Origin of the sequence: uncultured Streptococcus sp. (assembly GCF_963525625.1) — a bacterium.
In the GTDB taxonomy this organism is placed as follows: Bacteria; Bacillota; Bacilli; order Lactobacillales; family Streptococcaceae; genus Streptococcus.
Genome location: NZ_CAURLD010000018.1, coordinates 1 through 12,376, shown reverse-complemented (window position 1 = coordinate 12,376; position 12,376 = coordinate 1). Strand labels below are relative to the sequence as shown.

The 12,376-nt window shown below is 45.3% G+C and carries 16 protein-coding genes; all 16 read left to right on the top strand.

Annotated features, from left to right (window positions below; translation table 11 throughout):
- Window positions 1-84 precede the first annotated feature (84 nt).
- The 16 genes from RYK49_RS09295 (at window position 85) to RYK49_RS09220 (ending at window position 12,323) form a co-directional block, all read left to right on the top strand.
- Window positions 85-585: a phosphatase PAP2 family protein gene (locus RYK49_RS09295; RefSeq protein ID WP_314865523.1), complete on the top strand. Its 501-nt coding sequence runs from the start codon at window positions 85-87 to the stop codon at window positions 583-585.
- Window positions 586-710: 125 nt separating this feature from the next.
- Window positions 711-1,652: a mannose-6-phosphate isomerase, class I gene (manA, locus tag RYK49_RS09290; RefSeq protein ID WP_314865521.1), complete on the top strand. Its 942-nt coding sequence runs from the start codon at window positions 711-713 to the stop codon at window positions 1,650-1,652.
- Between the two features lie 262 nt (window positions 1,653-1,914).
- On the top strand, window positions 1,915-2,115 hold the full coding sequence (locus RYK49_RS09285; RefSeq protein ID WP_002906934.1) for a F0F1 ATP synthase subunit C: 201 nt from the start codon (window positions 1,915-1,917) through the stop codon (window positions 2,113-2,115).
- Between the two features lie 35 nt (window positions 2,116-2,150).
- Window positions 2,151-2,867 carry a F0F1 ATP synthase subunit A gene (atpB, locus tag RYK49_RS09280; RefSeq protein WP_314865519.1) on the top strand — a complete coding sequence of 239 codons (717 nt, stop codon included), beginning with the start codon at window positions 2,151-2,153 and terminating at the stop codon, window positions 2,865-2,867.
- A gap of 18 nt (window positions 2,868-2,885) precedes the next feature.
- Entirely contained in the window at window positions 2,886-3,380 is a 495-nt protein-coding gene (gene atpF / locus RYK49_RS09275) for a F0F1 ATP synthase subunit B (protein ID WP_314865517.1), read from the top strand.
- Window positions 3,380-3,916, top strand: coding sequence for a F0F1 ATP synthase subunit delta (locus RYK49_RS09270; protein ID WP_002904151.1), 537 nt, complete (start codon window positions 3,380-3,382; stop codon window positions 3,914-3,916). The genes atpF and RYK49_RS09270 overlap by 1 nt, the downstream gene beginning before the upstream one ends.
- A 15-nt stretch (window positions 3,917-3,931) precedes the next feature.
- A complete protein-coding gene (gene atpA / locus RYK49_RS09265) occupies window positions 3,932-5,437 on the top strand; it encodes a F0F1 ATP synthase subunit alpha (protein WP_002895997.1) in 1,506 nt (501 codons plus the stop codon).
- Window positions 5,438-5,452: 15 nt separating this feature from the next.
- Window positions 5,453-6,334, top strand: a complete 882-nt coding sequence (locus RYK49_RS09260) for a F0F1 ATP synthase subunit gamma (protein ID WP_002895995.1) — start codon at window positions 5,453-5,455, stop codon at window positions 6,332-6,334.
- A gap of 38 nt (window positions 6,335-6,372) precedes the next feature.
- The gene (atpD, locus tag RYK49_RS09255; RefSeq protein WP_002895993.1) at window positions 6,373-7,779 is read left to right on the top strand and encodes a F0F1 ATP synthase subunit beta; all 1,407 of its coding nucleotides are present in this window, start codon (window positions 6,373-6,375) and stop codon (window positions 7,777-7,779) included.
- Window positions 7,780-7,786: 7 nt separating this feature from the next.
- A complete protein-coding gene (locus RYK49_RS09250) occupies window positions 7,787-8,209 on the top strand; it encodes a F0F1 ATP synthase subunit epsilon (protein ID WP_314865515.1) in 423 nt (140 codons plus the stop codon).
- Between the two features lie 174 nt (window positions 8,210-8,383).
- Window positions 8,384-8,614, top strand: a complete 231-nt coding sequence (locus RYK49_RS09245; protein ID WP_314865513.1) for a DUF1146 family protein — start codon at window positions 8,384-8,386, stop codon at window positions 8,612-8,614.
- Between the two features lie 67 nt (window positions 8,615-8,681).
- Window positions 8,682-9,962, top strand: a complete 1,281-nt coding sequence (gene murA / locus RYK49_RS09240) for a UDP-N-acetylglucosamine 1-carboxyvinyltransferase (protein ID WP_002917491.1) — start codon at window positions 8,682-8,684, stop codon at window positions 9,960-9,962.
- Window positions 9,955-10,137 (top strand): DNA-directed RNA polymerase subunit beta, encoded by a 183-nt coding sequence (locus tag RYK49_RS09235; protein WP_314865511.1) that lies wholly within the window; start codon window positions 9,955-9,957, stop codon window positions 10,135-10,137. The genes murA and RYK49_RS09235 overlap by 8 nt, the downstream gene beginning before the upstream one ends.
- A gap of 58 nt (window positions 10,138-10,195) precedes the next feature.
- Window positions 10,196-11,056: a DNA/RNA non-specific endonuclease gene (locus RYK49_RS09230; RefSeq protein ID WP_314830298.1), complete on the top strand. Its 861-nt coding sequence runs from the start codon at window positions 10,196-10,198 to the stop codon at window positions 11,054-11,056.
- Between the two features lie 177 nt (window positions 11,057-11,233).
- Window positions 11,234-11,953: a matrixin family metalloprotease gene (locus tag RYK49_RS09225; RefSeq protein ID WP_002904157.1), complete on the top strand. Its 720-nt coding sequence runs from the start codon at window positions 11,234-11,236 to the stop codon at window positions 11,951-11,953.
- 4 nt (window positions 11,954-11,957) lie between these two features.
- Entirely contained in the window at window positions 11,958-12,323 is a 366-nt protein-coding gene (locus tag RYK49_RS09220; RefSeq protein WP_002906927.1) for a hypothetical protein, read from the top strand.
- Window positions 12,324-12,376: the final 53 nt, after the last annotated feature.

Sequence of the window (12,376 nt, the reverse complement as noted above, 5' to 3'; positions counted from 1 at the left end):
TATCCGTCTACCATCTTGTCTAGAAATATGCTATAGTATAGAAAGTATGAGAGTCCAACTTTTAGAAAAGCAGGGTAAGCAAGCATGAAAGACTACACGATTTTTTATCAACAATTAACGGCTCCCTTTCGCAGTCGCCCTCAGTGGCTGAAAGGGCTGGTTTACTTCAATAGGGGAATGACCCTGTTCATACCTATTGTTTATGGTCTCGTTCTAATCAGTGCCTTTCTGACGGAAGGCTGGAAAGGGCTGCTTACTTTTTTCTTCTTACCAGCTATCGGATTCGGTCTGTTGTCAGCTATTCGTAAACAGCTGAATCAAGCACGCCCTTACGAAAAATGGCCAATTCAGCCCTTGCTAGCCAAGGATACATCAGGCAAGTCCATGCCCAGCCGCCATGTCTTCTCAGCCACGCTCATTTCTATGTGCCTGTTCTACTTTTTCTGGTTGCCGGGACTCCTCTGCCTCTTGCTTTCAGCAGGGCTGGCCGTAGTGCGCGTGATTGGCGGAGTGCACTATCCAAAGGATGTGCTGGTCGGTTATCTTTGCGGCATTTGCTGGGGAGCTTTACTCTTTTTACTATAAAAGGCTTGCTTTCAGCAGAGAGTAGACAAAGGACCTCCAGCTATATTATAATAGAAGCAGTAACAACCGTTTCGACACCAAGGGCTATTCCTTGCTGGATCTAAAAAATATTTAAGGAGAATACCATGTCAGAACCATTATTTCTACAGTCTGTGATGCAGGAGAAGATTTGGGGCGGAACCAAGCTGCGCGATGTCTTTGGCTATGAGATTCCCAGCGATCACGTAGGAGAGTACTGGGCTATTTCGGCTCATCCTAATGGTGTGTCAACCGTTAAGAATGGACGCTTTGCAGGCCAGAAGTTAGATGTTCTATATGCCGAGCACCGTGAGCTTTTTGGCAATCGTCCGGAACCTGTCTTTCCGCTTTTGACCAAGATTTTAGATGCTAATGACTGGCTCAGTGTTCAGGTCCATCCTGATGATGCCTATGGACTAGAGCACGAAGGGGAGCTTGGTAAGACTGAATGCTGGTATGTCATTGCTGCAGACGAAGGAGCAGAGATTGTCTATGGTCACAATGCCAAGAGCAAGGAAGAGCTGCGCCAGCAGATTGAGAGCAAGGACTGGGACCATCTCCTGACTAAAATTCCGGTCAAGGCAGGTGATTTCTTCTACGTGCCAAGCGGAACCATGCATGCCATTGGATCGGGGATTCTGATTTTGGAAACTCAGCAGTCCAGTGACACAACCTACCGTGTCTATGACTTTGATCGCAAGGACGATGCTGGCAATCTTCGTGAACTGCATTTGGAGCAGTCTATTGATGTTTTGACTATCGGTGAGCCAGCCAATAGCCGTCCTGTTACCATTCAGGCAGATAGTTTGACTTCTACTCTTTTGGTGGCCAATGACTTCTTTGCTGTTTACAAGTGGGATATTGCCGGTTCAGTCAATTTTAAAAAGACAGCAGACTATAGCTTGGTCAGTGTCTTGGAAGGTATCGGTGAGCTAGAAGTTGATGGAGCTGTTTACCCGCTCGAAAAAGGGGACCATTTCATCCTGCCAAGCGACATCACAGAATGGACCTTGTCTGGAGATTTGCAGCTGATTGTCAGCCATCCATAATCGTAGAAAAATCAAGAGCAAATAATCACTTTGCTCTTTTTTTTAAAAAACATATGAAATAAGTGAAATTTTAATCACTTTCTTCTTATTTATATAGCAGAATAGTTTGTATATCAATAATAATTCAATTGTTTTGACAGGAAAATGTATAAATCAAAAGAAAGAAATAAAAAACGCTTACAATGGTGGTAAAAGATTGACTATTCGATATTTTAGGAGTAAACTAAGGAAGTAAATTTTAAAATATAAAGGAGAAGTCATCATGAATTTAACATATTTAGGACTTTGTTTGGCCTGCTTGGGCGTATCAATTGCTGAAGGTTTGATTATGAGTAATTTATTTAAGGCAGCAGCTCGTCAGCCAGAAATTATCGGTCAATTGCGAAGCCTCCTAATCTTGGGAGTAGCCTTTGTTGAAGGTACTTTCTTTGTAACGCTGGCTATGTCCTTTGTTATCAAATAAGAAAGGATTCTCTTTAGAAAAGGGGGTGTCATCTGTTGGAAGAAAGTATGAATCCAACTATCAATGTAGGTCCTGTGACCTTTGATTTGACCCTGCTGGCCATGACTCTGCTGACGGTGCTTGTAACTTTTGGACTTGTTTATTGGGCAAGTCGAAAGATGACGATTAAGCCGTCAAGAAAGCAGAATGCTTTGGAATATATCTATGACTTTGTCATTGATTTTACCAAGGGAAACGTTGGCGAGCATTATATGAAGAATTACTCGCTTTTTCTATTCTCCCTCTTTCTTTTCGTAGCTGTGGCGAATAATTTGGGATTAATGGCTAAGGTCCAAACAACCAATGGTTTCAATCTCTGGACATCTCCGACAGCCAATCTCGCTTTTGACTTGGGCTTCTCTCTTTTAGTGACGGTATTCTGTCATGTAGAAGGAATCCGTCGTCAAGGTATAAAAGGATATCTAAAAGGTTTTGTGACTCCGGGTATCATGACACCCATGAATATCTTGGAAGAGTTCACCAATTTTGCTTCGCTAGCCTTGCGGATTTATGGGAATATTTTTGCAGGTGAAGTATTGGCTGGTTTGCTCTTGACTTGGGCACATCAAGCAGCGTATTGGTATCCGATTGCCTTTATTATGAACATGGTTTGGACTGGTTTTTCCATCTTTATTTCCTGTATCCAAGCCTATGTTTTTACCATGCTAACATCTATGTATCTTGGTAAAAAGATTAATGGTGAGGTAGAATAAAAAGAAAGGATAGAGAAAATGAATATAACCGTAGGTGAAATTATTGGCAACTTTATCTTGATTGCCGGCTCCTTTCTTCTTTTAGTATTTCTCATTAAGAAGTTTGCTTGGGGAAATATTATTGGGATTTTAGATCAGCGTGCTCAAAAGATTTCAGACGATATTGATGGTGCAGAAGCTGCCCGTAAGAAAGCTGAAGACTTGGCGCAAAAGCGTGAGGAAGCTCTGGCAGGCAGTCGGGTCGAAGCAGTTTCTATCGTTGAGACTGCTAAGGAGACAGCTGAGAAGAATAAGGCTGGAATCCTAGCTAATGCGGCAGAAGAAGCAGGGCGTTTGAAAGCTAAAGCCAATCAGGAAATTGCCCAAAGCAAGGCAGAGGCTATGAGCAGCATCAAAGGAGAAGTGGCTGATTTGACAGTGACTCTGGCCAGTAAGATTTTGAGTCAGGAGCTGGACAAGGAAGCTCAAAGCGAGCTCATTGACCGCTATATCAAACAGTTAGGAGATGCCTGATGGATAAGAAGCAATATGCAATCATTGAGAAATATGCTTTGCCTTTTGTTCAGACGGTCTTTGAAAAAGGTCAGCAAGAAGATGTTTTTGAAAAACTGAGTCAGATTAAGGCTGTTTTCGCGGAGACCGGCCTTGCTGACTTTTTGTCACATATCGGCATCAGTGACCACGAGAAAGAAAAGAGTCTGCGGCTCTTTCAAAACTCAGGCTCCCAGCTGCTTGATAATCTGATTGAAATTGTCATTCTCAATCATCGTGAAGACCTCTTTTATGAGATTGTGCTGGAGAGTCAGCATCAGCTTGAAAAGATCAGCAATGAGTTTGAGGTGACGCTACGCTCTGTTCAGCCTTTGACAGCCAGTCAGAAGGAGAAGATTCGGCCGATTATTGAGCAGAAGATGGGCCTAAAAGTCCGTTCGCTCAAGGAAGAATTGGACAGCAGCCTGATTGGCGGCTTTGTCATCTCTGCCAATAACAAAACAATTGATGCAAGCATCAAACGTCAATTGCAAGTCGTAAAAGAAAAATTGAAATAGAAAGTGGTGTGAATTTTGGCGATTAACGCACAAGAAATCAGCGCTTTAATTAAGCAACAAATTGAAAATTTCCAGCCAAATTTTGATGTCACAGAAACAGGGGTCGTCACTTATATTGGTGATGGAATTGCGCGTGCTCATGGACTGGATAAGGCTATGAGCGGAGAGCTGTTAATCTTTGAAAATGGCTCTTATGGTATGGCGCAAAATCTAGAGTCGACCGATGTTGGGATTATCATCTTGGGAGACTTTACAGACATTCGTGAGGGAGATACCATTCGCCGGACTGGTAAAATCATGGAAGTTCCTGTGGGCGAGGCCTTGATTGGGCGGGTTGTTGATCCGCTGGGTCGTCCTGTTGATGGACTTGGTGACATTGTCACGGACAAGACACGTCCGGTTGAAACACCAGCTCCGGGTGTCATGCAGCGTAAGTCAGTATCTGAGCCTTTGCAGACAGGTCTCAAGGCTATTGATGCCTTGGTTCCAATTGGCCGCGGCCAGCGGGAGCTGATTATCGGGGACCGTCAGACTGGGAAGACGACCATTGCCATTGATGCCATCCTGAACCAAAAAGGTCAGGATATGATTTGTATCTATGTGGCGATTGGTCAGAAAGAATCTACAGTCCGTACACAGGTAGAAACGTTGCGTCAGTATGGTGCTTTAGACTATACCATTGTCGTCACAGCCTCTGCTTCACAGCCGTCGCCTTTGCTCTTCCTGGCGCCTTATGCTGGTGTAGCGATGGCAGAAGAGTTCATGTATAATGGCAAGCATGTTTTGATTGTCTATGATGACTTGTCCAAGCAGGCTGTGGCTTACCGTGAACTGTCTCTCCTGCTCCGTCGTCCGCCAGGCCGTGAGGCCTTTCCTGGAGATGTTTTCTATCTGCATAGCCGTCTCTTGGAGCGTTCAGCTAAGGTTTCTGATGAGCTGGGTGGTGGTTCGATTACAGCTCTGCCATTTATTGAAACGCAGGCAGGAGACATTTCGGCCTATATCGCGACCAACGTGATTTCAATCACTGACGGACAAATTTTCCTCAGCGACAGCTTGTTCAATGCTGGGGTACGTCCGGCCATTGATGCAGGTTCTTCTGTTTCACGGGTTGGGGGCTCTGCCCAAATCAAGGCTATGAAGAAAGTAGCTGGAACCCTGCGTATCGACCTAGCTTCTTATCGGGAACTTGAGGCTTTTACTAAGTTTGGTAGTGATTTGGATGCGGCAACGCAGGCCAAGCTCAATCGTGGCCGCAGGACTGTAGAAGTCTTGAAACAGCCGATTCACGAGCCGCTGCCGGTTGAAAAGCAGGTAGTGATTCTCTATGCTTTGACCCATGGTTTTTTAGACAGTGTGCCAGTAGACGATATTCTGCGCTTTGAGTCAGAATTATTTGCCTACTTTGATGCGCATCAAGAAAGCATTTATGAAACCATTCGGACAACGAAAGACCTTCCAAGTGAGGAAGTCTTGGATGCTGCCATTACTGAGTTTATTGACCAGTCTAGCTTCAAATAAGAATAGAGGTGTCAGATGGCAGTTTCATTAAATGATATTAAAAATAAAATTGCATCCACGAAAAACACCAGTCAAATCACCAATGCCATGCAGATGGTTTCTGCTGCTAAGCTGGGAAAATCTGAGGAAGCAGCTAAGAACTTTCAGGTCTATGCCCAGAAAGTGCGTAAGTTGGTTACGGATATGCTACATGGCCACGAGGCAGAAAATGCCCGTCATCACTCAATGTTAATCAGTCGGCCAGTTAAGAAATCAGCCTATATCGTCATCACTTCTGACCGCGGTCTGGTAGGCGGCTACAATGCGACTATTCTCAAGGCATTGATGGAGCTAAAAGCTGAGTACCATCCGACAGGAGAGGACTTTGAAGTCATCTGTATCGGAAGTGTCGGTGCTGATTTCTTCCGAGCTCGGGGCATTCAGCCGGTTTATGAGCTGCGAGGTCTAGCAGACCAGCCTAGCTTTGATGAGGTTCGTAAAATCATTAGCAAGACCATTGAGATGTACCAGAATGAGCTCTTTGATGAGCTCTATGTCTGCTATAACCACCATGTCAACAGTCTGACCAGTCAGATGCGGGTGGAGCAGATGCTGCCAATCATTGACTTGGACCCCAATGAGGCTGATGAAGATTATACGCTGAATTTGGAACTGGAATCCAGTCGGGATTCTATCTTGGATCAACTGCTACCCCAGTTTGCAGAGAGCATGATTTACGGTGCCATTATTGATGCCAAGACGGCTGAGAATGCTGCCGGCATGACTGCTATGCAGACAGCGACAGACAATGCTAAAAAAGTCATCAGTGATTTGACTATTCAGTACAACCGCGCTCGGCAAGCTGCCATTACGCAGGAAATTACTGAAATCGTGGCGGGTGCAAGTGCGCTTGAATAAGGCCACAAATGAATTAGAAATTAAACGAGGGAAAAAACATGAGCTCAGGCAAAATTGCTCAGGTTATTGGGCCGGTTGTAGACGTTGCGTTTGCTGCCGGAGACAAACTACCTGAGATAAATAATGCACTTGTAGTCTATAAAAATGATGAGAAAAAATCAAAAATCGTCCTTGAAGTAGCTCTTGAGCTTGGTGACGGTGTGGTGCGGACCATTGCCATGGAGTCGACCGATGGTTTGACGCGTGGTTTGGAGGTCTTGGATACTGGTCGTCCGATTTCTGTGCCGGTCGGCAAGGAAACTCTGGGCCGGGTGTTCAATGTCCTAGGAGACACTATTGACTTGGATGCGCCTTTTGCAGAGGATGCAGAGCGCCAGCCGATTCATAAGAAGGCACCGACCTTTGATGAACTATCGACTTCATCAGAAATCCTGGAAACAGGGATCAAGGTTATCGACCTGTTAGCACCTTATCTGAAAGGTGGGAAAGTCGGTCTCTTTGGCGGTGCCGGAGTAGGGAAGACAGTCCTGATTCAGGAATTGATTCACAATATCGCTCAGGAGCATGGTGGGATTTCTGTCTTCACAGGTGTTGGTGAACGGACGCGTGAAGGGAACGATCTCTACTGGGAAATGAAAGAATCTGGCGTTATCGAAAAGACCGCTATGGTCTTTGGTCAGATGAATGAACCGCCAGGAGCTCGGATGCGGGTTGCTCTTACCGGACTGACTATTGCGGAATATTTCCGTGATGTGGAAGGTCAGGACGTGCTGCTCTTTATTGACAACATCTTCCGCTTTACGCAGGCTGGTTCGGAAGTATCTGCCCTTTTGGGCCGCATGCCGTCAGCCGTTGGTTACCAACCAACACTTGCGACAGAAATGGGACAGTTACAAGAACGGATTACCTCAACCAAGAAAGGTTCCGTTACTTCAATCCAGGCTATCTATGTGCCAGCGGATGACTATACTGACCCAGCGCCAGCGACAGCTTTTGCTCACTTGGACTCTACGACCAACCTAGAACGGAAATTGGTTCAGCTGGGGATTTATCCAGCCGTGGATCCATTGGCTTCCAGCTCGCGTGCCCTTTCACCTGAGATTGTCGGAGAAGAGCACTATGCAGTGGCTGCAGAGGTTAAGAGGGTTCTGCAACGTTATCATGAATTGCAGGATATCATTGCTATCCTTGGTATGGATGAGTTGTCAGATGATGAGAAGACTTTGGTTGCACGTGCGCGACGGATTCAGTTCTTCCTATCACAGAACTTCAATGTGGCAGAGCAGTTTACCGGTCAGCCAGGCTCTTATGTACCAGTAGCTGAAACGGTTCGTGGTTTCAAAGAAATCCTTGAAGGTAAGCACGATAAGCTGCCGGAAGATGCTTTCCGTGGTGTAGGCTCTATCGAGGATGTATTGGCCAAGGCTGAGAAAATGGGATTCTAAGAGGTGAATGATGGCTCAAATGACAGTACAAATCGTGACACCGGATGGTCTTATTTATGATCACCATGCTGCATTTGTTTCCGTAAAGACCATTGATGGTGAGTTGGGGATTTTGCCCCGCCATATCAATATCATAGCTGTTTTAGAAGTGGATCAGGTTAAGGTGCGCCGGGTTGATGATGACAAGCATATCGACTGGATTGCGGTCAACGGCGGAATCATTGAAATTGCAGATAATGTCATTACCATTGTGGCGGACTCAGCTGAGCGTGAGCGAGATATCGACATTAGTCGGGCTGAGAGAGCTAAGCTCCGAGCTGAGCAAGAAATCGAAGAAGCCCATGATAAGCACTTGATTGACCAAGAACGCCGGGCTAAGATTGCCCTGCAGCGGGCGATCAACCGGCTTAATGTCGGAACAAGATTATAAGAAGCTATTTTACATAGATTGATGGAAGTCATTGATCATCTGGCAAGATACTTTCATGAATATAGACTGAATACGCAAAACTGAGGCAAATCTGTCTCAGTTTTCTTTTCCAAAGAAAAAGGGCAGAACTGTTTAGTTCGTCTCTTACTCGGGTCTTGTGGTATAATAAAAGTTATGGTAGAAGTTATTTTTAAATTATGCAGTCATTTGCTCTTTATTTTCTTTGCCTTTCATCTGCTGTCAACGGTTGTTGAGTGGGAGAAATTTTTCAAGGTCAATGCCGATAATGCGATGAAGATTCGCTTTTTGATTCTCTTGTTTAGCATTGCCTTGGGCTATTTAGTCAGCCTTTTCTTCATTGGTATTTACGATATGAGCCGGGCGATTTTTAACGGTACTTTATAAGGTCATATTTTTGATTTTATGGTATGATAGTATGGATGATTTTAAAAATTTAGAGTAAGGAATCGGTATGGAAAAAATTATTATTCAAGGTGGAGATAATCGCTTGGTCGGAAAGGTTAAGATTGAAGGAGCAAAAAATGCGGTCCTGCCTCTCTTAGCAGCGACAGTCTTGGCTAGCGAAGGCCAGTCTGTTTTGAAAAATGTTCCGGTCTTGTCTGATGTCTTTACCATGAACAATGTGGTCCGCGGTTTAAACACTCAGGTGGATTTTAATCAGGAAGAAAATACAGTTGTTGTGGATGCCACCCAGCCCTTGTCTGAGGAGGCACCTTACAAATACGTCAGCAAAATGCGGGCGTCTATCGTTGTTTTGGGGCCAGTTCTTGCTCGTAATGGTCATGCTAAGGTTTCCATGCCAGGTGGCTGCACAATTGGTAGCCGGCCTATTGACTTGCACCTGAAGGGCTTAGAAGCTATGGGAGCTCAGATTACCCAGACAGCGGGTTATATCGAAGCGAAGGCAGAGCGACTCAAGGGTGCCCACATTTACATGGACTTTCCTAGTGTGGGAGCAACGCAAAACATCATGATGGCTGCGACGCTGGCTCAAGGCACGACAGTGATTGAAAATGCTGCTCGGGAGCCTGAAATTGTTGACCTAGCTCTCTTTTTGAATGAAATGGGAGCCAAGGTCAGAGGGGCAGGTACTGAGACTCTGACTATTGTCGGAGTGGATCAGCTGCGAGGGGCCAAGCACAATGTGGTTCAAGACCGTATCGAAGCAGGAACTTTTATGGTTGCTGCAGCTATGACCAGCGGTGACTTGCTGATTGAGGATGCCATTTGGGAGCACAACCGTCCCCTGCTTTCCAAAATGCAGGAAATGGGAGTGGAAGTGACAGAGGAAGATGAAGGGATTCGGATTCGTTCTGATGTTTCAAAACTTAGACCAGTTTCGGTCAAGACCCTTCCTTATCCGGGCTTCCCTACCGACATGCAGGCTCAGTTTACGGCGCTCATGGCTATGGCCAAGGGCGAGTCTACGATGATTGAGACTGTTTTTGAGAACCGCTTCCAGCATCTAGAGGAAATGCGTCGGATGGGGCTGCACTCTGATATCATGCGTGACACAGCTCGTATCTGGGGCGGTGGCAGTCTTCAGGGAGCTGAAGTCATGTCAACAGACCTTCGGGCTAGTGCGACTTTGATTCTGATGGGCTTGATTGCTGAAGGCGAGACCAAGGTCAGTAAGCTGGTACACTTAGACCGAGGCTATTATAAATTCCATGAGAAATTGGCAGCCTTGGGAGCCAAAGTGAAGCGTGTAAAGGAAGAAGACGATGAGTGAAAATCTTAAATATTTAGGCCGGCAGATTGGCCTTGTTTTACTGGTTCTCTTGGTAGCTGTGATTCTCTTTTTCGTGGCTTTGATGATTGGCTATAATGTTATCGGAAACGGTAAGGGCTCAGTTTTTTCACTAGAAACCTGGCAAGAATTAATCGGGAAGTTTACTGGAAACTAGCTCCTAGTCGAACAGACTGACTGAAATGAATCCAGTTTGCTAAGTTGAAAGAAAGAAGATGAAAAGAAAGACTAGTCAGAAAAGGAATTCTAAGAGTCTGCAAGGCTGGGCTGGGCTGACTCTGGCCTTGATTTTGGCGCTAGCTGGCTATTTCTGGGGACAGGATGGTCAGCAGCCACTTCAGAGTCCAAATTCAGAAATCAGGGTTGGGCAAGTACAAGATCAGGGCACCCCTAGTCAGGAACTGGCTGAGAGCGTTCTGACGAATGCTGTCAGAGCTCAGCTCAAAGGCAGCATTGAATGGAATGGAGCTGGCGCCTTTATCGTGAATGGAAATAAGACAGATTTGGATGCGGGGATTTCTAGTAAACCCTACGCTGACAATAAGACCAAGCTTGTACAAGGGCAACCACTTCCGACAGTGGCGAATGCCTTTTTATCCAAGTCTACCCGCCAGTACAAAAAACGGGAAGAAACTGGAAATGCCAACACTTCATGGGTACCGGCAGGTTGGCATCAACTCAAGAACCTCCCTGGTGAGTACAATCATGCAGTGGACAGGGGACATCTCTTGGCCTATTCGCTGATCGGTGGTTTGAAGGGCTTTGATGCTTCTACTAGCAATCCTGCCAATATCGCTGTGCAGACGGCCTGGTCCAACCAAGCCAATGAAGCGGATTCAACAGGGCAGAATTACTATGAGACAAAGATACGTAAGGCCCTGGATAAGAACAAGCGGGTGCGCTACCGGGTAACCTTGATTTATGCCACGGAGACTGATTTAGTACCGGTTGGGTCACATTTAGAGGCCAAGTCCAGCGATGGTAGTTTGGAATTTAATGTCTTTATCCCGAATGTGCAAAAAGGGATTCGCTTGGACTATAATAGTGGCAGGGTCAGTCTGGATAGAGGTTCTTAATTTTATACTCAAAAATGGATTTGCAAAGAGTATTCAATAGTATGAAAAGAAATGGTTGCAGATTTGTAGTCATTTTCTTTTATAATAATAGATAGAGAGAAGGCTGATTTTTCAGTCTTCTTTAAGAAAGCGGTGGTAAAATCAACGTTCTCTTATAATCTAGTAAAGGAGATTGCGATGGGACTTATTTTTAAAAGTATCCGGTTCCTCATGCGTCTGATTGGGCGCGTGGTTTGGGGACTTGCCTGGTCCTTTGTCCTGAGCTTTATGGTTATTGTCGGAATTTTCTATTTTACCACTTCGACAGAACCGGGTACAGAGGGACTGACGCAGGCTGTTCAGACTGCTGTTGGCAGAGTGGATCAATTTTTAAATCACCAAGGCATTTCCACGGGCCTTCATAGCAGTGAGGAGACGCAAACAGATCAGCTGACAGATGAGCATGCAACAACAGGGGCTCGTTGGGATCAGCCAAGCGCCACGATTTATATCGATACAAATAATGAAACCTTCCGTTCAGCCTATAAGGAGGCCATAGATTCTTGGAATCAAACAGGTGCCTTCACCTTTCAAATCATCAATGACAAAGATAAGGCGGACATTGTTGCAACGGAGATGAACGATGGCAACATCAGTGCAGCTGGTGAAGCTGAGTCGCAGACCAATCTCCTAACCAAGCGGTTTACCCATGTCACGGTTCGCCTTAATAGTTACTACCTGCTGGACAGTCGCTATGCCTATTCTCATGAGCGGATTGTCAATACAGCAGCGCATGAATTGGGCCATGCTATCGGATTAGACCATAATGAGGAGGAATCAGTGATGCAGTCAGCAGGCTCATTTTACAGTATCCAGCCGACAGATATCCAGGCTGTAAAAGACTTGTATCAATCGTAAGCCTATGTTAAAATCTATTTTTTACTTGATTCGACACTTTCCAGAGCAAGTTTTTCTCTTTGTTTTTAACTCAGGAATCTTTGTCTGGCTATGGAAAAGCGGCAATGAGATTGCCAACCAGCTAGGAGTGACAGCGGCTTGGGAAAATCATGTTCCAGCACCCATTCAGGTCTTCTTCGGCCAGAATATTGAGGCAGTTCAGGGATTTTTTCACAATTCCGCCTTTATGTGGCTAGTCGGATCCATGATTATCCTTCTGGTTATTCGTCTGATCAAGGGAATGATTAAATTTGTTGTCTTTGCGGTTCTGATTCTTCTGGGAATTTATCTGATTTTGCAGAATCAATCTATTCTCAATAGTTTTATGTAGAGGCTGGGACAAAAGTCCTAGCCTCTCAATTGTCTTTGGATTGTCGAGCAAGA

Bases quoted from the DNA above. Each gene is read 5' to 3' on its own strand.
- RYK49_RS09295 (WP_314865523.1), top strand. From the start codon at position 85: ATGAAAGACTACACGATTTTTTATCAACAATTAACGGCTCCCTTTCGC.
- manA (WP_314865521.1), top strand. From the start codon at position 711: ATGTCAGAACCATTATTTCTACAGTCTGTGATGCAGGAGAAGATTTGG.
- RYK49_RS09285 (WP_002906934.1), top strand. From the start codon at position 1,915: ATGAATTTAACATATTTAGGACTTTGTTTGGCCTGCTTGGGCGTATCA.
- atpF (WP_314865517.1), top strand. From the start codon at position 2,886: ATGAATATAACCGTAGGTGAAATTATTGGCAACTTTATCTTGATTGCC.
- RYK49_RS09270 (WP_002904151.1), top strand. From the start codon at position 3,380: ATGGATAAGAAGCAATATGCAATCATTGAGAAATATGCTTTGCCTTTT.
- RYK49_RS09260 (WP_002895995.1), top strand. From the start codon at position 5,453: ATGGCAGTTTCATTAAATGATATTAAAAATAAAATTGCATCCACGAAA.
- atpD (WP_002895993.1), top strand. From the start codon at position 6,373: ATGAGCTCAGGCAAAATTGCTCAGGTTATTGGGCCGGTTGTAGACGTT.
- RYK49_RS09250 (WP_314865515.1), top strand. From the start codon at position 7,787: ATGATGGCTCAAATGACAGTACAAATCGTGACACCGGATGGTCTTATT.
- RYK49_RS09245 (WP_314865513.1), top strand. From the start codon at position 8,384: ATGGTAGAAGTTATTTTTAAATTATGCAGTCATTTGCTCTTTATTTTC.
- murA (WP_002917491.1), top strand. From the start codon at position 8,682: ATGGAAAAAATTATTATTCAAGGTGGAGATAATCGCTTGGTCGGAAAG.
- RYK49_RS09235 (WP_314865511.1), top strand. From the start codon at position 9,955: ATGAGTGAAAATCTTAAATATTTAGGCCGGCAGATTGGCCTTGTTTTA.
- RYK49_RS09230 (WP_314830298.1), top strand. From the start codon at position 10,196: ATGAAAAGAAAGACTAGTCAGAAAAGGAATTCTAAGAGTCTGCAAGGC.
- RYK49_RS09225 (WP_002904157.1), top strand. From the start codon at position 11,234: ATGGGACTTATTTTTAAAAGTATCCGGTTCCTCATGCGTCTGATTGGG.
- RYK49_RS09220 (WP_002906927.1), top strand. From the start codon at position 11,958: ATGTTAAAATCTATTTTTTACTTGATTCGACACTTTCCAGAGCAAGTT.